This window comes from Streptomyces sp. RLB3-17 (genome assembly GCF_007113425.2).
Classification (GTDB): Bacteria; Actinomycetota; Actinomycetes; order Streptomycetales; family Streptomycetaceae; genus Streptomyces; species Streptomyces mirabilis_D.
This window is the reverse complement of record NZ_CP041610.2, coordinates 5,674,548-5,695,409: the sequence shown is the minus strand read 5'-3', so window position 1 is coordinate 5,695,409 and position 20,862 is coordinate 5,674,548. Positions and strand designations below refer to the sequence as shown.

The following is a 20,862-nucleotide window of genomic DNA, read 5'->3' as shown; positions in this document are numbered from 1 at the left end:
CTTTCGCTTGGCGTCGTGAACGTGCAGGTCGGTCGGTCAGGCCACTTCGGCGTCGGCCTTGATCAGGTCCAGGTGTCCCACGGGAGAGCCGAGGACGGATTCGAGGAGGGTGTAAGGGTCGGCGGTGAGGTGTGCGGTCTGCTCGGCGACGCGGGCCGCGTCCGCGTCCGGCACGTACGGCGTGCGGATGCGAGTGAAGCCGGGCTGGGACTGGTGGTTCATGGACGCGACGCCGACATAGGTGGGGTCCTGGAGGTTGATCGGGTTGGCGTCCGGCCATTCCCGGATCTCCTCGCCGAGCGCGGCCACGGCGGCTTCGGCGGTCTTCTGCGCGAAGCTCAGGCCCACGGGGCACACGTCGCGGATGAAGGTCGGGATCGCGTCACCGGTGGACTTCTGGGTGGTGAGGATGACGAGCAGGCCAACGGAACGGCCCTTCTTCACCAGGTCCTCGACGAGCCGGGCGTTCTCGGCAGCCAACGCGGCGAGCTTTTTGGTCTTCGGGTCGCTCCCCTTGTGGTCGCGGAAGTAGGTGTGGGCTTCGTCGACGATCAGCACGACGAGCGGCCAGCGGTCGGACGGGCCGATGTCCCATATGGACTTCACTCCGAGCACCATGCGCACCGACGCGGACCGTGCGCGCCGCAGCTCCACCAGCCGACGGAACAGCCTGTTGGCCTCTTCCAGGTCGTCGCCCACGAAGGCGAACATGCGCTGGACCCAGTCGGCATAGTCGCCTTCGTACGCAGCTGACACCTTGCCGTCCGCGCAGGCGAACTGCACCGCACACGAGGGCGCCCAGTCCGAGAGGAGCCGGTTGACCAGGCTGGTCTTACCGAAGCCGGGAAGGCCGGCCACGGTCACGCCGGGCACCTGCGTGAGGTTCACCGACACAGGCTGTGCGTACTCGTCCAGGCCCAGATCCCATCGGGCTGTCTCGTCCGGCACTTCACCTGTGGGGTGGTGCTCGGTGGGGAACTTCAGCGGATCGAGTCGCACACCGCGGATGAGGAGCTGCCCAGGCTTGTCCTGGGTGACTGCGACCCGTGTGCAGCGCCACGCGTCCGCGAGGTGCGGGGCCGCCCTCTGGAATTGTTCGAGCCCCACACCGGGCAGGCAGTTCGCCCGCGCGATCACTCCGTATGCGTCGTGCTTCACCCTCAAAGCGGGTATGAGGACGCGTGGCTTGATGGGCTTGCCGTTCGTGTTCGCCAGCGACGCCAGTGCGGTCGGGGTCTTGTCCGTGGCCGACAGCTTGAGCATCGGTGCGAGACGCTTCCAGCCCCACCGCACACGTACGGCCTGCCGGATCGACTGCCGGGTCATGGCGTCGGCGCGCAGGTAGCGGACCACCCACCACACCGCCCATCCGACGAGCACGGCAAGCGCCAGATCGACGACGAGCGGGCCGTAGCCGAGGACGCCTTCCGCCGGGGTGTTCGGATCCTTCATATGCGCTTCTCCAACGGGTTGTAGAGGAAGGCCACGAGGGCCGATTCGAGGGCCGCCCGATCCGCCGAGACGTCGAGGCGGGGGTAGCCGTAGCCGACGAGCACGGCCGCTACCGAGTTCACGAGCGATTCGGTGAACCGGGCATCCGGCCCGGCGTGAGGCAGCGGGTAGCTGCGCTCAGCGCCGGACCGGTGAGCCGTGCCGCTCACGCCGCCTCAGACGTCGGGGACACCAGGTCCAGCCGACCCGCGCGGTAGGCGATGCCGTCCGAGAGCGAGCCGTTGAAGATCCGCGCCCACGGGGTGGCGAACAGTTCGACCGGCATGACCGGGACACCCGGCCGAAGGCCGTTGGGCAGACCGGTCTCCGGAACGGTGATCTTCAGAGCCTCGGCACGGTCCTCCTCCATGAAGAAGAGGGTGATCGTGTAGAGCTTCGCGCCGGTCTCACGATCGGTTGCGAACTGCGTCTTCTCCTGGTCCGCGTACTTCGGCACCGGCAGGGTGCCGACCATGAACGACGAGGTAGGGAGCAGGCCAACACGGATGCGTGCCATGGGAGTTGATCCTTTCGATTGCGCTCCACCAGGGCGGCGGGGCGTGATCACCATTGAACATAGCTGACCTAGCAGTGTCAAGTGAATCGGGTGAGCTAGGTATCAGCTGACATAGGCCACCTATGTCAGTGGGGTGTGCTAGGGGTGCTAGGAATCGCTACTCTTGGGCCATGAGCCCCGCGCCAGAGAGCAAGCAAGACCGCCGGCCGCCGTATCAGCACGCTGCCGACGAGCTTCGGCGCGACATCTTGCAGGGGCGGATCAAGCCGGGCGAGCAGATGCCGTCCATTCGCGAGCTACAGGAACGCTTTGGCGTCGCCAACATGACCGCGAGGGCCGCGCTCAACGTGCTGCGCGATGACGGCTTGATCTACACGATCCACGGCCGGGGCAGCTTCGTCGCAGACCACGATGCCGGCGGCGAGCTCTCCGCGAACTACAACGCTCCGGCCTGGTACTTGGCGAACAAGGACGGTAAGCCCCACCAGGAGCAACACGGGGAAGGAGGACCCGACGACGCCGAAGCCGCCGGGGCCACCCTCACTGAAATGCTCACGGCGCTACGCGACGAGATCCGTGCCCTCAGCGCTGATCATCAGGAGCTGCGCCGTGAGGTCGAGGAGCTGAAGGCTGCTCAGCAGGCGAAGCCGTAGTCCTGAGCTGGGCCACTTCCTCTCGCAACTCCTTGGTCTCCCTGCTGAGGCGGCCGACCATGGCCCGCATCTCCCCGATCAGCGCGGCCATCTGATCCGTGTCCCCGACGTGAATGCTGGTCAACCCCATTTCGTTGTCCGGTATGTGCTCGGTCATCGCTCCCCGCTTGCCGCCGTGCCGTCGTTCCGTACCGCGCTTGCTCGAACCGGGGGCTTGCCCACGGCATCCGCGGGTCTCTCAGGTTGATCGACCACTGCCCTGTGGGCTGTTCAGAGTTTCTTTACTGGATCAAGGCGGACCGCCTACGGCGGTCCGCGCGCGCTGGCGGCCACGGGCCGCCGCCGCTCCCTGTCTCCGCCACCGCTCCGGCGGCCCCCGGCCACTCAGCGCGCAACACCGCCAAGGAGGACGGCCAGAGCAGGAAGCAACCCGACCAGCCCGAGCACCAGGACCATGCCGAGCCGCGCTGAGAGCGACGACACCGTCCCATCGGCCGCCGTTCTGCAACCGGGACCCGAGGCTGCGCCAAGCACCGTGCGTGGGTCGACAACGCGCAGGCCGGAAGGGGTGCGGTCTGTGACGTATTCGGGAAGCGTGGCTGAGGCCGGTACGGGGTTGCTGGAGACACACGTGACGGGTGCTCGTTCGGCGCACCCACCGCTATGGCTGACTTTCGGTGGCTGAGGTCAGAACCGTTTTGCCGTCGGCCGTACTGCAAGGGTCGTCCTCTCCAACTCGACAACAGAAAGCCAGGGTTGTAGCCGCACCCGCATCCGAGCACGCCGACCACCCCGGTACCATCGGCACCGGGGTCCTGATCAGGGATTCCACGACCGGACCACCCGGAATGCTGTCCAGGCTGAGGGGTGGTCCGGTCTTTTGTTGTTGGCTTTCGCCGCGTGAGCGGCTCCGGATAAACCGGGGCTTCGAGATCAGCTCAGGGCCTTGCCCACCTCGTAGATCGTCGGGCGATCCTCAGGAGCATGGCTGAGCATCGCGTCGATCAGCTCGCCCAGCTCACCGGGCACCTTCACGGGACGACGCCGACCGTTCGCCACCGCTTCGCGCTGCACAGGGCGCGGAGCGTCGTCCGGGTACTCGACCGCCCGCCAGCCTGTGGCAGAGATGAGCAGGGAGGCGCCGAGCGCGTAAATGTCGGCTTCCTGCGTCGGCTCGGCTTCACCGGTGGCGAGCACGCTGCGCGCGATCTCCGGTGCCTCGTAGTGGACGAGGCAGCCGCGGAACGGGAAGTCGTACCCCTCAGGCACGTGTCCGCCCCGGGCAAGGGCGAGGTCGATGAGGTGCGTCCGTCCCGGCCCGATGATGAAGTGCGCGGGCTGCACGTCACCGTGTGCCCAGCCCTTCGCGTGGAGCTCGGCCAGCGCTTCCACACATCCCAGCGCCACGCTGGTGTGCGGTGCGATGGACGAGTCTCGCCCACGGCATGGCTCCCACAGCCTGTACAGGTCCGGCCCTTCATGCCACGGCTGGAAGTTCCACGTTCCGCGCTCCCATTCGCCGTACGCGATCTCATCGAAGCCGAGGCGATGCAGCACGGCGCCCTCGCGTGCGGGCGCGAGCGCGGTCCAGGGCTGGGCAGGCCAGTCGGCGGTGGCCTCGATCGGATAGCCGAGCTTCACGGCGTAGTGGCCCCGAGGGCTCTCCACCTCCCAGACCGTGGAGCCCCGACGGTTGATGACCAGGTGCTGAGCCGTGGGCATGAGCGCGTCGAGCACCACGATCGGCAGTTCAGCGGTTGAGCCGGGCAACGTCTCTTCTCCTTCCGAGCGAACGCGGCCGACCACGAGTCGAGGCCGGCCGCATCGCTGTTGTCGTGTGCTACGCCCGACCGTACGGTCGGCCACAGTCCGAGTCGCACTGCGCGAGGTTCGTGCCGTTGACGGTCCAGAGGTCGTCGAAGACCGTGAACCCGGCCGCCTTCATGGCGTGTGCCGAGGCGGCGACCTTCTCAGGATCACGGGCCCCTCCGCCCGGCATCGGGCTGTGGTGCAGGAAGCGGCCCGCGTACTTCTCGCACAGCTCGGCGTACTCCTTCGTGTGCAGGATGAGTGCGTGGAGGCCGAGATCCACATCGTCCGAGGGGACCATGGGCACGGTGGCGGTGGCCGCAGTGACCAGGAACGCGACCGCCTGGTCCGCGATCCGCTCGGCACGCTCGGACGACTGCCCGTTGTGGATGACCACGAAGTGGGCGAGGCTCTCGAACAGCTCCTCACCAGCCACCGCGCGACCGGTCTTCTGATCGTTCGCCGTTGCCGTCATGTGCAATCTCCTCGTCTGAGGTGGTGCATGGGCATTTACCTCCCGCCCTGATCGTCGAGCTCGGCTCATAGACGACCGGGAAGCGGGCTTGGATGGTCGACCCCGAACGGGTTGGGGAGCCGGGGAGTTGGCACCCGTCCGGGGGCGACCGGTCTACGGGCTGGTACCGAGGGCCATGCCGATCACCAAGCCGCACGAACCGCTGATGCCGATGATGAACAGGACCCCGGCGTACCGGCCGATGGCGCGCATCACAGCCCGGCCCGACTGTTGCCGTTCTTCACGGTCAGACGTGCGCTCAGTTCCTCTCGCGCACTGAGCGCCACCACGTTGTCCGGCGTGGCATCCCACTCCTTGCCGCCGCGGATCGGCCTTATCTGAACACGGCCGCCGATCTCACCCATGACGACGCCGATACGTCCCCTGGCGCTGTCCTTCGCCATTTCACCGATGCCTGGTCTGGTCTGCTGATTGCTCGCCATGCACAGGAGCATCGCGACCCGGGGGCCGCCGCCAAAAGGTCAGGCTGATTACCCAACTTGGGTAATATCGCGGGAAGTAGAGAATCAGCGACGTTGCGTAGCCCTCGCAGTGTGGGAGCTTGCCCAATGCCCGAAGCCGATCGGCCGCAGGAACTGCCTGCCAGGTTGCTCACCGATCCCGAAATGCTCCATGCGTGTCGGGTACGGGACTTCGCCAGAGTCTTCCGACTGGTGAAAACGAGAGCGGGCATCTACCCGTCGATGATCGCCAGGCGATGCGAGCTAACGCCCAGCCGAGTCGGTGAAGTCATCGCAGGCCGCCGCCAGTTGCTCCACATGGACGTCGTCGAACGCATCGCGGACGGCTTGCGCATCCCAGGCCACATGCTCGGGCTTGCCAGACGATCTTGGGAGACGCCTCAGGCACTCGTCGTCACCGAGCGCGAGGCACCGCAAGAGCCGGAGCCAGAGAAGCAGACACCCGCTTCTCTACCGGGGCCAGACGTGGACAGCATCCTCGCGTTGGCCACCCGAACAAGCCTCAGCACCGCCACACTCGAAGCCTTCCGGTCGTCCATCGAAGATTATTGGCGCCGGGACGATCAGCACGGCGGCGAAGCTCTGAGGCCGGCTATCGTCGGCCAGCTCCGGTATGTGGTCGGGCTCCTGAAGGAGAGCCGACCGCAGTTCATCCAGAACGGCTTGTACGGAATCGCGGCCGAGCTGTCACGCCTCACCGGGTGGACCTACTTCGACGCCCGCCAGTACAACCAGGCCCGCGCGTACTTCACCGAGGCGCTGCAACTGGCCAAGGAAAGCGACGACCGGCAGTTCATGGCCAACGTGCTTGCCTGCATGAGCTTGCAGGCGACCTACCAGGACAAGCCCGCGGACTCTCTGGCACTCGTGACCGCCGCCCAGGACCAGGCCCGCTCAGCCCTCGGCACCACCCCACGCGTCCTGTCGATGCTGTCCATGCGCGAAGCGTTCGCCCATGCCACCCTCGGCAACCGGGACTCCACCCACCGGGCGATCGGGGAAGCGCACCGCCATTTCGAGCAGATCGGGGTAGGTGATCCGGACCCGTCATGGGTGAACTACTTCGATGAGCCGAAGCTCATCGTGGACACGGGCATCGCCCACGGCCGACTGGGCGAAGCAGTGACTGCCGAACCCTTGATCGCGGACGCTTTGCGGCGGGAAGACCGCACCAACCAGCGCGGCCGTGCGTTTCACGCGTTCTGGCTGGCTCGTACGCAGTTGGACCAGGGCAAGCTTGATCAGGCGTGTGCCACCGCCACGCAGGCTCTTGTGCCCGCGTCGGCGGTGGCGTCCGAGCGAGTGTCGGGCCATCTCAGGGAGTTCTACGACCAGTTGGCCCCGTACAGGCAAGAGCCCGTAGCCCTGGCCTTCGAGGCGCGGCTACGGGAGCTCCTCCCACCGGTCAGCGGATCGCTTCATCCATGAGCAGGTACAGGAGACCGACGAGGGATCCACTGCTCACGATCTCGCGGCGGTCGATCATCCCCCGCACCTCGCTGAGGGGGATCCACTCGATGCGGTCGGACTCGTTCTTCTCCGTGGGTGGTCCGGCGTAGGTCGCGCCATCGGCGCGGAAGACATGGTGCTGCGAGTCGGTGATCCCGTTGGCCGGCTCGGCGTAGATCAGGGGCTTGATGGGGCCAGGACGCCAGCCTGTCTCTTCCAGGACTTCGCGGGCCGCCGCTTCCTCCGGGGACTCACCGTCCTCGACCAGGCCCATGGGCAACTCCCAGGCCCACGAGTCCGTGATGAAGCGGTGGCGCCACATCATCAGGACCTCTTGGCGATCGTTGACCACGGCGGCCACGGCCAGGTGCCGGAGCCGAACGACGTGGTACTCCCACCTGCGCCCGTCAGGCTGCTGGACGTCGACCAGACACAGATTCACCCACTTGTTCGTGTAGATCTGTCGCTCACCGTGGGTCTTCCACTCCATACCTGCGGCCCCTCTCGATCGGTCTCCAGGATCTCAGACCGCTCCGGAGGAGAGCGCAGGTTCGACTCTTTTCGCGTCATCCTGACGAGATGGCACGAACAGGCGCCGCGTTCAGCCAGCTCTTCGGGTGGCCACCGGGGGTGTGTTCGCATGTGTGCACGATTCTCCGCCCGCGCGGGCCCTGCGGCGCGGGCTACTTGCGCTTCCCGCTCCCCTGGCCGCCGCCAGCCCGTCCTTTCCCGGCCGTGTTGTTTGTGCTGCCGGAGTTGTTACCAGATGCGCCGGTTTTACCCTCCGTGCTGTTTCCGGTTCCTGTGGCACCTTCGCCGGACTTACCCGTACCGGCCGATCTGCCTGGCGTGGCCGTCGTCCGCGTCAACTGCTCGGAGCAGTAGGCGATGACCTTGGCCTTGCCGCCGGCGGCCGCGACGAGTTGCTGCCAGACTTTCGCGTCGAGTGCCTTGCCGTGGCCCTGGACCTGCTCGTAGGCGCGGCAGTGGGCTTCGGTGTCCTGGGCGGGGGCCGGTCGGTCCGTCGGCCGGGGGCCCCGGGAGGACGACGAGGGTGCACCGCCCGGCCGGTCGGGAGCGAGCGCTGACGGGTGCGCAGTGCTCCGGTCGCCGCCGGCACTGTCGGAGGAGGAGCTCACGGAACCGATGGCCGCGACGGCGACGCCACCCAGGGTGAGGCTGGCGAACGCGACGCCGAACGTCATCTTCAAAGGACGCCGGGCCCGCCGCTCCTCGGCCGGCCGCCAGTCGTCCCGGCGCCGGCTACGTGCTGCTCGATGCGCGCCCTCGCCGCGGGCGGACCGGAAGGCGGCTACAGCCCGCTGCTCGGCCTGGAAGTCGAGATCGGCGGTACGGATGGCGGCGGTCAGGACCGTTTCCAGGTTGGCGGCGTCACGCACATTCGGAAGGTCGGACGAGGCGTCGTCAGGCCCACGTCGACGGCCCGGAACTCCGCCGTCGCTCAGCCCTTCACCCATGTCCGCTTCCATTCCTGTCCCACAGATTCTTTTCATTCGGCCTGCCGGGCCGGGCTGCCCGCTGCCGACGTCGTTCATGCCGACTTCCCCAGCGCGCGGTAAGCCCCATCCGTCACGTCCTCCTCGGCCTCGTTGCCGATGCCCAGCTGGCGGGCGAGGCGTTTCAGGCCCCGGTGGGCGGCAGTGCGTACCGCTCCCGGGCGCTTGCCGAGGACGCGTGCGGCGGCGGGACCGTCCAGGCCGACGACGACCCGCAGGAGCACGGCCTCGGCCTGGTCCCGCGGCAGCCCGCGGATCAGCTCCAGGGCCCGCTCGGTGGACAGGGACTCCAGAGCCTGCTCATGAGTATTGTGCGGGCCGGCCAGATTCAGTACGTCCTGGTCGGTGCCGCCGGCCTGGGGCCGTACGCGCTGGCGGCGCAGATGGTCCAGCGCCCGGTGTCGGGCGATGGTCGAGGTCCAGCCGCGGAACCCGGCCCCGTCCCCCTTGAAGCGTCCGAGGTCGCGGGCGATCTCCAGCCAGGCGTCGGAGGCCACGTCCTCCGCGTCGTCGCCGACCAGGCCGCGCAGATAGCCGAGCAGGCCCGGCTGCACCATCCGGTAGGCAACCGCGAAGGCGGCCTCGTCGCCGTCCTGGGCCTGCGCGACCGCCGTGCCCAGTTCCCCGTCGCGCGCCCGTACGCGTCGGGGTTGCCGTACCTGGCCCAAGACTGTCCTCGTTCGTACCGGGTTCATGGCGAGTGCATGCCGTCCGCCGTGCTCCGGTCGCATCGACGGCCCCATGATGTTCAGCGTCCGCCGTCACGGAAGTGTCACAACGCATCAGCCGTTCTCCACGTTCTCGCCGGTGTCCCCGTGCCCCGGCCGCTGGATCCGGCGCACATATGCGTGTAAGACGGAGCGCCATCGGTGCGGTCCGGGATCGGTGCGGTCCGGGCCGGGTGACGTTTCGTGCGGCCTGTGCGCTGGGGGAATGTCGGGTTCGCTGCCGGGCAGGCCAAGAGCGACCGCTCCGCCGACGCCAGCGCCGCAGCGCATCCCGGACCTCTCTCCGTGCCGCTCGTGACTCCCCCCGTGGGCGGCGCGGAGAGGGACGGGGGCCGGGGCCTCGACCACTGAACGGGGTCCCGGCCCCGAGGCACCCCTCATGGGACCGGCGGCGTCCGATCCGCACCCCGGTTCCGTCCGCCCCGCGTGATGCCCAGGTGCCCCACCGCGCTCCTTCTGGCATGAGTGCGTACCTCCGTCTGCGGTGAAGTGGCTGTCCGAGGCATGAGTTGTGCGTGAGGTGTAACAGTTTCAGCCCGCCGCGCTCTGTCCATGCGGGCGGCCGCGTCGGCCGGCCGGGACAGGGGACACGACTCGTGCAGTGGACGAACGGCAGCGGTGAAGCGTACGGCGATGATCCGTACGGTGGCGCTGGGTACGGGTATGGCTACGGTCACGGCGAGTACGGCCATGAGGGTTACAGCGGCGACACGGCCGCGCTGACCCGGGACCCGGTGCAGCTTGCGCAGTGGACGCAGCCCCACCCGACGGCGTGGGACGCTGCCCATGGCGACGTCCTCACCGTGACGGCCCCGGAGACCGACACACAGCCCGTCCCCTTCGTGCCGGTGCCGGCGCTCGAATCCGAGCCGGACCCGGATACGCCGGGGAAGGGACCGATGCGGCCGGTCTTCGTGGACTCCTCCGGGCGACGCCAGCGCCTCGTGCTGCGAGTCGCCCGGCTGCTGGTGATCCCCGCCGGGGGCTATGTCGCCTTGCTGATCAGCACCATGCTGGGCGGCCCCGGCGTCAGCGCTCCGTTCGTCCCGCAGCCGGACACCACACACCGGGCCGCGCCCCGTGTGACCGCCTCCGACTCCCCGTCCGGCACCGGCCGCTCGGCAGAGAGCGCGAGCTCCACCGCGGCGCACGACAAGTCCGGTCCCACGGCGCAGCGGACCTCCTCGCCAGTGCGGCCGACAGCCTCGACCGCCCCCGTGGCCACGTCCGGGCCCACCGCGGCGCCCACCAGGGCCACTTCTCCGACGGCCACCGCCAGCCCAACCCCGACTCCGACCCCGACCTCGGCCCCCTCCTCCCAGGGGCGCGCCCTCGGGACGTCCCACAAGCCCGTGAAGTGATCCAAGGCCCTGACGTGACCGATCGCCGTCACACCGCTCCTCACCGCCGCAGCCGTACCCGCCGGCTCACCCCCCGCGCCCATTGGCTGCTGCTGTGTGTGCTCGTGGTGACCCTGTCGGCCGCCCTGCTGCTGCAGGGCTACACCCACCACATGTTCGGGATCACCTCGGACAACGTGACCGGCCCCCGGGGTCGCGCCGAGGCGGTGCCCGGCCGGGTGACCCACGGCGGCCCCGTGATCGCGGACGCCGCCGGCGCCCCGCACACCGCCCGCCCGAAGGCCGGCACCATCGCCCTCACCTTCGACGACGGCCCCAACCCCGTCTGGACGCCGCGCATCCTCGACGTGCTGCGCCGCAACCATGTGCAGGCGACCTTCTTCGTCGTCGGCACCGAGGTCGTGGACCACCCCGAACTGGTCCGCCGGATCGTCGCCGACGGCCACGAGATCGGCATCCACACCTTCACCCATCCCGACCTGTCCCGCCTCGCTCCGTGGCAGCGCTCGCTGGAGCTGCGCGAGACCCAGCTCGCGGTGGCCGGCGCGGCCGGGGTCACCACCGCGCTGCTGAGGCCGCCGTACTCGTCGGAGAACGACGCGCTGAACGACGCCGACTGGTCGGTCCTGAAGCAGGCTGGCGCGGCGGGCTACGTCACGGTGCTCTCCACCCAGGACGCCGAGGACTGGCAGCGCCCCGGCACGGACCGCATCGTCGCGAACGCGACCCCGCACGGCCGCGCCGGACAGATCCTGCTGATGCACGACGGCGGCGGCGACCGCTCCCAGACCGTCGCCGCGCTGAACACCCTGATCCCCCGGCTCAAGGCCCGGGGCTTCCGGTTCGAGACGGTCGGCGCCGCCGTCGGCATGGCCGGCCCCGTCCAGCCTGCCGGACTGGGCGAGCACCTCCAGGGGATGGCCCTCGTCACGGTGTTGCAGGCCGGCGGCTGGGTCGTGTGGCTGCTTGGTGTGTTGATGTTCGCGGCCGGAGCGATCAGTGTGCTCCGTGCGGTGGTCATGGTGTTCGCGGCCCGCCGGCACCGGCGGCTGCGCAAGGGGCGCCGGGGCAGGTCGTGGGGGCCGCCGGTGACCGAACGGGTCAGCGTCATCGTCCCGGCGTACAACGAGAGCGCCGGAATCGAGGCGGCCGTACGCTCCCTGGTCGCCTCGGACCATCCGGTCGAGATCATTGTGGTGGACGACGGCTCCACCGACGGCACCGCCGACCTGGTGGAGTCCCTCCGCCTGCCCGGGGTGCGGGTGATCCGGCAGGAGAACGCGGGCAAGCCGGCCGCGCTCAACACCGGGCTCGCCGCGGCCTCCTGCGACCTGGTGGTCATGGTCGACGGCGACACGGTCTTCGAACCCGAAACCGTCCGCACGATCGTGCAGCCCTTCGCCGACCCGCGCGTGGGTGCCGTCTCGGGCAACGCGAAGGTCGTCAACCGCGGTGGCCTGCTGGGCCGTTGGCAGCACATCGAGTACGTGGTCGGCTTCAACCTCGACCGCCGCCTGTTCGACCTCGCCGAGTGCATGCCGACCGTGCCCGGCGCGGTCGGCGCCTTCCGCCGCCGGGCGCTGCTCGCCCTCGGCGGCGTCAGTGACGTCACCCTCGCCGAGGACACCGACCTCACCATGGCACTGTGCCGGGCCGGCTGGCGCGTGGTGTACGAGGAGCACGCGGTGGCCTGGACCGAGGCACCCGCCTCCCTGAACGCCCTGTGGCGCCAGCGGTACCGCTGGTGCTACGGCACCCTGCAGGCGATGTGGAAGCACCGCGGCGCCCTGATCCAGCGCGGCGCCGCCGGCAAGCTGGGCCGCCGGGGCTTGGTCTACCTCCTCCTCTTCCAGGTCCTGCTGCCCCTGCTCGCCCCGGTCGTCGATGTCTTCGCCGTCTACGGCCTGGTCTTCCTCGACCCACTCCGGATCACCGCCCTGTGGCTCGCCTTCCTTCTCCTGCAACTCGGCATGGGCCTGTACGCGTTCCGCCTGGACGGCGAGCGGCCCGGCCCGCTGTGGAGCCTGCCGCTGCAGCAGTTCGTCTACCGCCAGCTGATGTACCTGGTGGTCATCCAGTCCGTCTTCACCGCCGTGTCGGGCTCACGACTCCGCTGGCAGCGCATGGAGCGCTACGGCAGCCTGCGGGCACCGGCGGGAGCGGAGCCCTCCGGGGACAACCGCACTGCCGCCCCTGAGCAGTCGGAACCGTACGAGGCCGCTCAGCAGCCGCAACCGTACGAGGCGGTCACCCATTCCGGACCGTACGCAGCCGTCCCGGGGCCCGGACCGTACGCGTCTCAGCCGGACCCTGAGCTGTACCCGTCCCACCCGGCCCCCTGGCCGCACGAAACTCACCCACAGCCATGGCCGTACGTGACGCCTTCCCAGCCCGCACCCCACGACACCACCCACGAGTACTGACAGTTCTGCCTCGCGAGGGGTTCGGCACGGGCTCCCGGCGGCGTCACCGGACACCCTTGCCGAGGAGGAGGGCACCCACTCGTGGACCTGGGCGTCATCGGGCGGGCAACCGGACTGATCGCCGTCACCAACACCGACGGCCTCCTGATCCTGGCGCCACGTGCCTGTGTTCGCCCCTGTCGGCTCCAACGGGCTGACCGTGTACGCCGCGGTGTTCCTCGTGCTGGTGGCGGCGTGGACGGGGAGAAGAAGGCGTGAACCGGCGCGGAGGAGGCCGCGGTGGAAGAGCTGGCGCTCGCGGTGGGAGTGGCCGAGGCCGAGCTGTCGTCGGCGTAGGCCACGGTTGTCATCGTCAACGCGGCGGGGGCGACAGCGGCGGTCGTTGCGGCCGCCACAAGGGCACGGCGAAGTTTCATAAGAGGGCACGCGGTGCGGCAGGGGCTGATCCCAAGGCTGCTCGAAGCGAACGCACAGGCGCCCTGTCGGCGGATGGTTCCGGCCACACCCGGGCCGGTGACCGCAGACCGGAACGAAAGGTGCAGTTGTTCTCGGCTCCGCGATTTCTCCGCGAAGTAGCCCCCGTTCACTCCGGTCTGAGTTGTTGAATCGCCCCGGGAAAGGCTCGGCCCTTCATTGCCGGACGCACGATCAGGAGGTCAGGCAGGGGTGCCGGGTGCGGCTCAAAAGGCTCGCTTCGGAACGGGGTTGCCGACTGAATCCGGCCGAACCGCCGCCGGGTCGATCAAGCCATGGGCAGGTCGACTCTAGGTCATGACTTACTCATGAACGACACAGGAATTTCTCAGAAAAGGCAAAGGAACGTCCCCGGTTCAACATCCACCTTGTTGACGTGACCTCGACATCTATACGTTCTGCGCGGCCCCGGCGCACACCACGCGCCACGGCCGTACCGCGCACCCCCCACAGCCCTTCCCGGTACACCCACCATGTGGAGGACGTACGTTGCGCAGAACCGTTTCCCTCACCGCCGTGGCCACGCTCGCCACGGCCGCCCTCGCCCTGGCCTCACCGATCGGCCACGCGGCCCAGGCCACCGCCTCCGCGTCCCACGGCGTCTCTGTCGCCCGTGCCTGCGCGGCTTCGACGAAGAAGGACGTGATGGCCTGCAACGCCCTTCAGGTCACCGCGGGCACCCCCGCCTCGGCGCACGCCGAGAGCGCCCTGACATCGGCCGCCGTTCCCTCCGGCTACGGCCCCGCCTCGCTGCAGTCGGCATACAACCTGCCGTCCACGAGCGGCGGTTCGGGTCAGACGGTGGCAATCGTCGACGCCTATGACGACCCGAGCGCCGAGGCCGACCTCGCCGTCTACCGCTCCCAGTACGGCCTGTCCGCCTGCACCACGGCCAACGGCTGTTTCAAGAAGACCGACCAGAACGGCGGTACCAAGTACCCGCGGGGCAACTCCGGCTGGGCCGAGGAGATCTCCCTCGACCTCGACATGGTCAGCGCGGCCTGTCCCAACTGCAAGATCCTGCTGGTGGAGGCCGGCTCGGCCAGCATGACCAATCTGGGCACGGCCGTGAACACCGCCGTAAGGCTGGGTGCGAAGTTCGTCTCCAACAGCTACGGCGGCTCCGAGTCCTCGAGCGACGCGACATACGACTCCAGCTACTTCAACCACCCGGGCGTCGCGATCACCGTCTCCTCGGGTGACGGCGGCTACGGCGTGGAGTACCCGGCGGCGTCCAAGTACGTGACGGCGGTGGGTGGTACGTCTCTGAAGACCGCCTCCACCGCACGCGGCTGGGCCGACACGGTGTGGAGCGGGGCGGGCTCCGGCTGCTCCGCGTACGACGCCAAGCCCAGCTGGCAGAAGGACTCCGGCTGCGCGAACCGTACGGTCGCGGACGTCTCGGCGGTCGCCGACCCGAACACCGGTGTTGCGGTGTACGACACCTACGGCCAGGGCAACGGCTGGATGGTCTTCGGCGGTACCAGCGCCTCCTCCCCGCTGATCGCGGCGGTCTACGCGCTGGCCGGCGCCCCGTCCTCCGGTTCCTACCCGGCGTCCTTCCCGTATGCCCACACCTCGGCGCTGTACGACGTCACCAGCGGCTCCAACGGCAGCTGCGGCGGCTCATACCTGTGCACCGGCACCACCGGCTACGACGGCCCGTCCGGGCTCGGCACACCGAACGGCACGGCGGCATTCACCGGCTGAGCCTCCCCATGGGGTAAGCCGGTCGCCAGCGTGCACCACGCGGAGGACCGCCGGGCGCCTTGCTACGGCTCTCCCGGTCCTCCGCCACCGGGCCCGGCCCCCTCGTGTCTGAGACTGGTGCAGTCGAGGCGGCAGGAACCTTTGCTGGGGCTGGGACGGGTGCGGACACTCGGTGGTGGCACCAAGCCCAGATTTGACGGGGGTCGCGGGAGGGCGCAGGCACAGGGCTCAGCGGGGCCCCTCTCTGTGGGGATGCCGACAATGCCAGCACAGCCCTAGGCATACCCGCGTCGGCCTGGGGCCGCGGACCGGGTGCTGGTGATCGGCGCAGTGGGCATGGGGTGCGGAACAGATCCTGTGGACCCCGTGTGGACCACCGCCGCTGCGAAACGCCTGGAGCCGGTAGGCTGTACCCGCCCCGCCCCAGGTGAGCGGGGTAGAGGTGGGTTGCCCGAGCGGCCTAAGGGAACGGTCTTGAAAACCGTCGTGGCAGCGATGTCACCGTGGGTTCAAATCCCACACCCACCGCAGCTGAACGGCCCCTGACCAGGTGAATCGGTCGGGGGCCGTTCTCATGTGCGGTGTCCGCCAACCTCCGTGGTTCCACGTCAGTTACCGGTGGATCGGGCACGGCGGGGGCACGGCATCTTCTGATCCGTAGCTCTGTGTGGATCGGTCGCTGAGGGCATCGCCCCAGTTCTTCTGATCGACCATGCCGCGGACGTGTCGGCCGAACATGAACACAGGGCGCAAGGTGGACGCTCTCAGGGGTTCTCACTGAGGTCGTTGGCGAAGGACACAGAACTCGTTGCCTTCGGGGTCTGCCATGACAACCCACGACTGGTCACCCTGACCAATATCAACACGCTGTGCGCCATGAGCCTCGAGGCGAGCCACCTCGGCGTCCTGATCATCAGGCACGAAGTCGAGATGCAGCCGGCTCTTGGCCTTCTTGCTCTCATCGAGCCGGACGAACTCCAACCCCGGCCGGCGATCCGGCTCCGGACGGATCGCGAACTCCACATCGGAGGAGTGGACCACAACCCAACCAAGAGCCTCGGCCCACCACTGCCCCAGGGCCTCCGGATCTGCCGAGTGAACAATTACGTTTTGCCATTCCAAGGTCATCAGCCGAGCCTAGGCCTACCAGGGCTTCGCGGACAGGCGCTTGTAGCGCTTAAGGGAAGCCGCGCAGCGCCGCTCCGTCGGGCTTCCCGGCTGCGCCGACGCCCGCCCACACATGGATAGGACCAGGACCGGGACCAGGACCAAAAGTCGAGCACCGGACGGAGCCCGCCACGGTCAAGAACGACGCCTCCGGCGGGGGATCGGCAGGCCTACCAATCAGCAGCGCGGCCGGGTGCATGCAGAACTTCGGGGCACCCCCTTCGGCAGGCCCCTCGACGACTCACAGTTCGAAGTCCTGGGCGGCTTCCTCCCAGGGGATGGCGCGCAGGGCCGGATCGGCGGTGTGGCCGGACGGGATGTCGGTGGTGGCCTGGAACCACGCGACCGCGAGGGCCGAGCGGTGCAGGACGGGGTCGACGGCGGGGTCGACCGCGTTGGACAGGAAGAGGCCGACGCAGGTCACGGCGGGGAGCAGTTCGACCGGACCGAAGCCGCCGGCGGGCAGGTCCGGATGGTCTCGGTGGGGTGTGACGAGGTGCGTCGGGGTGTTGGGGAACGCCGCGGCGGTGCGCCGGGCCAGGCCGTCGACGATGCGGTCGTTCCAGCGCTTGAAGGGGTAGCCCTCGAGCATCCCGCCGTAGGTCGAGGTGAGACGCAGGTCGGATATCGCGACGGTTCTGCCCGAGGTGAGGGTGACGCGGGTCAGTGCCATGGCCCGCAGCCTAGGGACGGGCGGTTCGTGGTGTCGTTCCGTTTTCCGGTGGTCCGGGGCGTGGGAACGTCATCCGGGACGCCGAGGCGATCGTCGAGCGGGCCTCGCGTTCGGTGAGGCCGGTGCGGACGGCGGCCTCGACGAGTGCGGTGGTCAGCTCCGGGCCGATGCCGTTCTCGTAGGCGCGACAGGCGGCCCAGAAGAGGCGGGTGTTGCGCTGGCCCTCGTGGGCGGCGAGCACGAACTGGACCAGTCCCTGGCCGTGTTGGCCGGTCACAGGGGGCGCGCGGTGGTGTGTGCGGGGCGGGGGCGTGAGCAGGCGCAGGAGTTCGCGCGGACAGGGCGCCGGCGCCAACTGGGCGGTGCCCGGGGCCGTTCCGTACACGCCGTGCTCGGTGCGGGAGCCGGGGCCGACCAGGTAGCCGCCGGCGCCGCGGATGTCGATGCCCGGGGCCAGTCGGCTCGCCGAGTTGGGGACGACCACGTCGGGCGGTCCGGTCAGCCACAGGTGACGGCCGCCGCTCGGGGTCAGCACGACCACCGTCTCCGGGATCGTGAACAGGTGGCGCAGGGCCAGTTCGCGCAGGGCGGCCGAGGAGTCCGTACCGGATTTGGTGTCGAGGTCGATGCCGATGAGGCGGTGCGGGTCGAGGCCGCAGGCGATGCCGTAGCCGGTCGCCCAGGGCGCGGCGGCGAAGAGCGCGCGGATGCGGCGGGGGTCGGTGGAGGCGTCGTACACGCCGTGTCCGAAGCGGCCGCATTCGCCGTGGCAGGGAGGGGACGTCGGGTCGGGATCGGGGTCGTCGCGGTGGGGGGAGCGCAGGGCCGGGAGCTTCGTGCGGGACAGCGGGATCACCGCGAGGCCGCGTTCGGCGGCGGACAGGGCGTGGGCCAGGGCCAGGGTCGTGGCCTGCCGGTCGATGGTGGCCATGCATCCATGTTCGTACGAGTGTTCGAAAAAGGGAAGGGCTTGCCGGGCGTGGGGGTGTCGAGAAGGGGATTTAGGGAGGATTGGCCAAAAAGTGGCGGAACGGTTCCCCTCTTGGGGCGCCCGGGGTCGAGCTGTCCGATCCGGTCTGAGCTGGGGTTTCTTGTCATGAAGAGGGTTTATCGACATGTACTCACGCTTGAGGGCGAATCACGGCTTCCGGGGTGGTTCGCCGGGGATTCGGTGGGCAACTCTGGACTCGCGACGTCGTGAGCAGCGCCGGGGTGGTCGGCCAACCGCCTTGGAACGAGCAGTACTTCCCGGTTCGCGCCGGTCCGTACATCCGGTTCTTGGAGGAATTCACATGGCAAGCATCCGTACCGCCCGTGTTCTCGCCGCCGTCTCGGCCCTGCCCCTCGCCGCCGCCCTCTTCACGGGTGTCGCCGCGGCGGACAACGGCGCATTCGCGGACGACGGATCGAACGCGGGCGTGGCAACCGTCAGCGGCAGCGGGGTCGGACACAACAACAGCGGCAACTCCTCCACCACGCAACAGCAGGCGGTCGGCTTCGGGGCCTCGAACCAGAGCAACACGGCTCAGGTCAAGAACTCCGCGTTCACGGCCATCGACCAGTCGCACACCGTCATCAACTTCACCAACCTCTGGTGAGCCGGGGCCGATTCGCCCGCTCTCGACGGGCTCATCGGCCTTGAAGCACCGTGTGGGGTGCTCTGGGGGTGGAAATGCGTCTGCGCGACGGCACTTCGGTGCCGTCGCGCAGACGTTTTCGCGCGTCCCTCCTCGGCGGTCCCCTCCCGTCGTGACCTTGACAGCTCCCCATATCTGACGGACAGTCAGAAAACCTTGTTCGTACGAGGTCCGGGAGGGCCGCCGCCGTGCACCTCGCCCCCACCGAGCGCCAGCAACGGCTGCGCGCCGAACTGCGTACGTACTTCCGGGACCTGATGCCCGACGGTCCCCCGCCCGCCGACGACCCCGGCAGGCAGCGCGCGCTGCTGCGCCGCATCGGAGCCGACGGACTGCTCGGCATCGGCTGGCCCGTCGCGTACGGGGGCCAAGGGCGCGGAGCCGACGAGCAGTTCGTGTTCTTCGACGAGGCGTACCGGGCCGGAGCGCCGGTGTCGATGGTCACGCTGAACACCGTCGGACCGACCCTCATGAAGTACGGGAGCGAGGCGCAGAAGGAGTACTTCCTGCCGCGCGTCCTCAGCGGCGACCTCGTCTTCGCGATCGGGTACTCGGAGCCCTCGGCGGGCACGGACCTGGCCTCGCTGCGCACCCGCGCCGTGCGGGAGGGCGAGTCCTGGCTGATCGACGGGCAGAAGATCTTCACCTCCAACGCCCAGCACGCCGACTGGATCTGGCTCGCCTGCCGCACCGACCCCGACGCGCCCAAGCACCGGGGCATCTCGATCGTCCTCGTGCCCACGGACGCGCCGGGTTTCTCGTGGACACCGATCGAGACGGTGGGCGGCCTGACCACCACGGCCACGTACTACGACGGCATCCGCGTCCCCTCCTCGAACCTGGTAGGCGAGGAGAACGGCGGCTGGGAGCTCATCACCAACCAGCTCAACCACGAGCGGGTCGCCCTCGCCGCGATCGGCATGCAGGCCGAGGACTTCTACGCGGCCGCGCTGCGGGCGGCACGCACCCCCGATCCGGTGACGGGGCGGCGTCGGGTTGACGAGCCCTGGGTGCGTTTTCGGCTGGCCGAAGTGCATGCCCGGCTGGCGGCATCACGCCTGCTCAACTGGCGTTTGGTGGGGGATGTCGGGGCCGGCCGACTGGCCCCGGGCGACGCGAGCGGCGTGAAGGTCGCGGGAACGGAATCGGCGGTCGCTTCGTACCGAATGTGTCAGGAAGTCGTGGGTGCGCAGGCGCTGGTGCGCTCCGGTTCGCCGGGGGTGTTCGGGGACGGCGAGCTGGAGCGGATGAACAGGGCGGCGCAGATCAACACGTTCGGGGGCGGGGTGAGCGAGGTGCAGCGGGAGATCGTGGCGACCATGCGGCTCGGGATGACGAGGGGGCGGCGGTGAGCGACGGGGCGGCCGAGCTGGAGGCGCGGCTCAAGGCGTACGAAGGGCGTGCGGCCGCCGTCGCGGGCGTGGGCAAGGACCCGGTCAACGAGCCGATGATCCGGCACTGGTGCGAGGCGATGGGCGACACCAACGCGGCGTACACGGGTCCGGACGCCGTGGCGCCGCCCACCATGCTCCAGGCATGGACGATGGGCGGCCTGTCCGGGCACGAGGGCCGCTCGGACGCGTACGACGAGCTGCTCGGCCTGCTCGACGAGGCCGGCTGCACCTCCGTGGTCGCCACCGACTGCGAGCAGGAGTATCTGCGCCCGCTGCGGCCCGGCGACGAGATCACCTTCGACGCGGTGATCGAGTCGGTCTCCGAGCGCAAGACCACCAAGCTGGGCACCGGGCACTTCGTCACGACACGGATGGACGTACGGGCGAACGGGGAGCCGGCGGGGACGCACCGGTTCCGGATCCTCAAGTACGCCCCGGCGCGCACCAGGTCCAAGGCGGCCCGGCCACGACCGGTCGTCAACCGGGACAACGCCGGGTTCTGGGAGGGCGTCGGCCGGCACCAGCTGCTGATCCAGCGGTGCGGCGGCTGCGGGACGCTGCGGTTTCCCTGGCTTCCGGGGTGCGGCGCGTGCGGCTCCCCGGAGTGGGACACGGTCGAGGCGAGCGGAGCGGGGACGGTCTACTCGTACGTCGTCATGCACCACCCGCCGTTCCCCGCCTTCGACCCTCCGTACGCCGTGGGCCTGATCGAACTGGCCGAGGGCGTCCGGATCGTCAGCAACGTCATCGGGGTGCCGTACGACAAGGTGCGGATCGGGATGCCCGTGCGGCTCCGGTTCGAGCGGTACGACGAGGAGCTGGTGCTGCCGGTCTTCCGGGCCGGTGCGGAGGGGGGACGCTGA

Annotated in this window: 20 protein-coding genes and 1 tRNA gene; 9 read left to right on the top strand and 12 right to left on the bottom strand. The window is 69.2% G+C overall.

Features of this window, described 5'->3' with window-relative positions; translation table 11 throughout:
• Positions 1-36 precede the first annotated feature (36 nt).
• The 3 genes from FNV62_RS25885 to FNV62_RS25880 form a co-directional block, all read right to left on the bottom strand.
• Positions 37-1,452 (bottom strand): FtsK/SpoIIIE domain-containing protein, encoded by a 1,416-nt coding sequence (locus FNV62_RS25885; protein WP_144315666.1) that lies wholly within the window; start codon positions 1,450-1,452, stop codon positions 37-39.
• Positions 1,449-1,574 (bottom strand): hypothetical protein, encoded by a 126-nt coding sequence (locus tag FNV62_RS57155; protein WP_260691470.1) that lies wholly within the window; start codon positions 1,572-1,574, stop codon positions 1,449-1,451. Before FNV62_RS57155 ends, FNV62_RS25885 begins: the two co-directional genes overlap by 4 nt.
• A gap of 83 nt (positions 1,575-1,657) precedes the next feature.
• Positions 1,658-2,008 carry a hypothetical protein gene (locus FNV62_RS25880; protein ID WP_054233111.1) on the bottom strand — a complete coding sequence of 117 codons (351 nt, stop codon included), beginning with the start codon at positions 2,006-2,008 and terminating at the stop codon, positions 1,658-1,660.
• A gap of 170 nt (positions 2,009-2,178) precedes the next feature.
• Between FNV62_RS25880 and FNV62_RS25875 the strand changes: the two genes are divergently transcribed.
• On the top strand, positions 2,179-2,661 hold the full coding sequence (locus FNV62_RS25875) for a winged helix-turn-helix domain-containing protein (RefSeq protein WP_144315665.1): 483 nt from the start codon (positions 2,179-2,181) through the stop codon (positions 2,659-2,661).
• Positions 2,662-3,594: 933 nt separating this feature from the next.
• Here the strand turns inward: FNV62_RS25875 and FNV62_RS25870 are convergent.
• From FNV62_RS25870 to FNV62_RS25860, 3 genes are all read right to left on the bottom strand, one after another.
• Complete coding sequence (locus FNV62_RS25870; RefSeq protein ID WP_413083922.1) at positions 3,595-4,383, bottom strand: protein kinase domain-containing protein; 789 nt, start codon at positions 4,381-4,383, stop codon at positions 3,595-3,597.
• Positions 4,384-4,501: 118 nt separating this feature from the next.
• Positions 4,502-4,945, bottom strand: a complete 444-nt coding sequence (locus FNV62_RS25865) for a glycine-rich domain-containing protein (RefSeq protein WP_144315663.1) — start codon at positions 4,943-4,945, stop codon at positions 4,502-4,504.
• Positions 4,946-5,196: 251 nt separating this feature from the next.
• Entirely contained in the window at positions 5,197-5,439 is a 243-nt protein-coding gene (locus FNV62_RS25860) for a hypothetical protein (protein ID WP_144315662.1), read from the bottom strand.
• Positions 5,440-5,553: 114 nt separating this feature from the next.
• On the opposite strand from FNV62_RS25860, the gene FNV62_RS25855 reads away from it, so the two are divergent.
• Complete coding sequence (locus tag FNV62_RS25855) at positions 5,554-6,894, top strand: helix-turn-helix domain-containing protein (RefSeq protein ID WP_144315661.1); 1,341 nt, start codon at positions 5,554-5,556, stop codon at positions 6,892-6,894.
• On the opposite strand, the gene FNV62_RS25850 is transcribed toward FNV62_RS25855, so the two are convergent.
• The 3 genes from FNV62_RS25850 to FNV62_RS25840 all read right to left on the bottom strand — a co-directional run bounded on the left by FNV62_RS25850 (position 6,872) and on the right by FNV62_RS25840 (position 9,100).
• Complete coding sequence (locus FNV62_RS25850; RefSeq protein ID WP_144315660.1) at positions 6,872-7,405, bottom strand: NUDIX hydrolase; 534 nt, start codon at positions 7,403-7,405, stop codon at positions 6,872-6,874. The genes FNV62_RS25855 and FNV62_RS25850 overlap by 23 nt on opposite strands.
• A gap of 193 nt (positions 7,406-7,598) precedes the next feature.
• Positions 7,599-8,471, bottom strand: a complete 873-nt coding sequence (locus FNV62_RS25845) for a hypothetical protein (RefSeq protein ID WP_144315659.1) — start codon at positions 8,469-8,471, stop codon at positions 7,599-7,601.
• Complete coding sequence (locus FNV62_RS25840) at positions 8,468-9,100, bottom strand: RNA polymerase sigma factor (RefSeq protein WP_144315658.1); 633 nt, start codon at positions 9,098-9,100, stop codon at positions 8,468-8,470. Before FNV62_RS25840 ends, FNV62_RS25845 begins: the two co-directional genes overlap by 4 nt.
• 656 nt (positions 9,101-9,756) lie before the next feature.
• On the opposite strand from FNV62_RS25840, the gene FNV62_RS25835 reads away from it, so the two are divergent.
• From FNV62_RS25835 to FNV62_RS25820, 4 genes are all read left to right on the top strand, one after another.
• Positions 9,757-10,521 (top strand): hypothetical protein, encoded by a 765-nt coding sequence (locus FNV62_RS25835; RefSeq protein ID WP_144315657.1) that lies wholly within the window; start codon positions 9,757-9,759, stop codon positions 10,519-10,521.
• A gap of 14 nt (positions 10,522-10,535) precedes the next feature.
• A complete protein-coding gene (locus tag FNV62_RS25830; protein ID WP_225900370.1) occupies positions 10,536-12,944 on the top strand; it encodes a bifunctional polysaccharide deacetylase/glycosyltransferase family 2 protein in 2,409 nt (802 codons plus the stop codon).
• Positions 12,945-13,907: 963 nt separating this feature from the next.
• Positions 13,908-15,128, top strand: coding sequence for a S53 family peptidase (locus FNV62_RS25825; protein ID WP_144315654.1), 1,221 nt, complete (start codon positions 13,908-13,910; stop codon positions 15,126-15,128).
• A 441-nt stretch (positions 15,129-15,569) separates the two neighbouring features.
• A tRNA-Ser gene (locus FNV62_RS25820) sits at positions 15,570-15,656 on the top strand.
• Positions 15,657-15,902: 246 nt separating this feature from the next.
• Here FNV62_RS25820 and FNV62_RS25815 read toward each other — a convergent pair.
• From FNV62_RS25815 to FNV62_RS25805, 3 genes are all read right to left on the bottom strand, one after another.
• Complete coding sequence (locus FNV62_RS25815; protein ID WP_097285386.1) at positions 15,903-16,256, bottom strand: VOC family protein; 354 nt, start codon at positions 16,254-16,256, stop codon at positions 15,903-15,905.
• A 280-nt stretch (positions 16,257-16,536) separates the two neighbouring features.
• Positions 16,537-16,968: a hypothetical protein gene (locus tag FNV62_RS25810; RefSeq protein ID WP_143627217.1), complete on the bottom strand. Its 432-nt coding sequence runs from the start codon at positions 16,966-16,968 to the stop codon at positions 16,537-16,539.
• 10 nt (positions 16,969-16,978) lie between these two features.
• The gene (locus FNV62_RS25805) at positions 16,979-17,899 is read right to left on the bottom strand and encodes a bifunctional DNA primase/polymerase (protein ID WP_143602251.1); all 921 of its coding nucleotides are present in this window, start codon (positions 17,897-17,899) and stop codon (positions 16,979-16,981) included.
• 361 nt (positions 17,900-18,260) lie between these two features.
• On the opposite strand from FNV62_RS25805, the gene FNV62_RS25800 reads away from it, so the two are divergent.
• The 3 genes from FNV62_RS25800 (at position 18,261) to FNV62_RS25790 (ending at position 20,862) form a co-directional block, all read left to right on the top strand.
• Positions 18,261-18,566, top strand: a complete 306-nt coding sequence (locus FNV62_RS25800; RefSeq protein WP_097285383.1) for a hypothetical protein — start codon at positions 18,261-18,263, stop codon at positions 18,564-18,566.
• Between the two features lie 227 nt (positions 18,567-18,793).
• Complete coding sequence (locus FNV62_RS25795) at positions 18,794-19,957, top strand: acyl-CoA dehydrogenase family protein (protein WP_143627215.1); 1,164 nt, start codon at positions 18,794-18,796, stop codon at positions 19,955-19,957.
• Positions 19,954-20,862, top strand: coding sequence for a bifunctional MaoC family dehydratase N-terminal/OB-fold nucleic acid binding domain-containing protein (locus FNV62_RS25790; RefSeq protein WP_097285381.1), 909 nt, complete (start codon positions 19,954-19,956; stop codon positions 20,860-20,862). Before FNV62_RS25795 ends, FNV62_RS25790 begins: the two co-directional genes overlap by 4 nt.

Excerpts from the sequence above, each read along its gene's own strand:
- FNV62_RS25885 (WP_144315666.1), bottom strand. The coding sequence starts at position 1,452 with ATGAAGGATCCGAACACCCCGGCGGAAGGCGTCCTCGGCTACGGCCCG.
- FNV62_RS25880 (WP_054233111.1), bottom strand. The coding sequence starts at position 2,008 with ATGGCACGCATCCGTGTTGGCCTGCTCCCTACCTCGTCGTTCATGGTC.
- FNV62_RS25875 (WP_144315665.1), top strand. The coding sequence starts at position 2,179 with ATGAGCCCCGCGCCAGAGAGCAAGCAAGACCGCCGGCCGCCGTATCAG.
- FNV62_RS25870 (WP_413083922.1), bottom strand. The coding sequence starts at position 4,383 with ATGCCCACGGCTCAGCACCTGGTCATCAACCGTCGGGGCTCCACGGTC.
- FNV62_RS25865 (WP_144315663.1), bottom strand. The coding sequence starts at position 4,945 with ATGACGGCAACGGCGAACGATCAGAAGACCGGTCGCGCGGTGGCTGGT.
- FNV62_RS25860 (WP_144315662.1), bottom strand. The coding sequence starts at position 5,439 with ATGCTCCTGTGCATGGCGAGCAATCAGCAGACCAGACCAGGCATCGGT.
- FNV62_RS25855 (WP_144315661.1), top strand. The coding sequence starts at position 5,554 with ATGCCCGAAGCCGATCGGCCGCAGGAACTGCCTGCCAGGTTGCTCACC.
- FNV62_RS25850 (WP_144315660.1), bottom strand. The coding sequence starts at position 7,405 with ATGGAGTGGAAGACCCACGGTGAGCGACAGATCTACACGAACAAGTGG.
- FNV62_RS25845 (WP_144315659.1), bottom strand. The coding sequence starts at position 8,471 with ATGAACGACGTCGGCAGCGGGCAGCCCGGCCCGGCAGGCCGAATGAAA.
- FNV62_RS25815 (WP_097285386.1), bottom strand. The coding sequence starts at position 16,256 with ATGACCTTGGAATGGCAAAACGTAATTGTTCACTCGGCAGATCCGGAG.
- FNV62_RS25810 (WP_143627217.1), bottom strand. The coding sequence starts at position 16,968 with ATGGCACTGACCCGCGTCACCCTCACCTCGGGCAGAACCGTCGCGATA.
- FNV62_RS25805 (WP_143602251.1), bottom strand. The coding sequence starts at position 17,899 with ATGGCCACCATCGACCGGCAGGCCACGACCCTGGCCCTGGCCCACGCC.
- FNV62_RS25800 (WP_097285383.1), top strand. The coding sequence starts at position 18,261 with ATGGCAAGCATCCGTACCGCCCGTGTTCTCGCCGCCGTCTCGGCCCTG.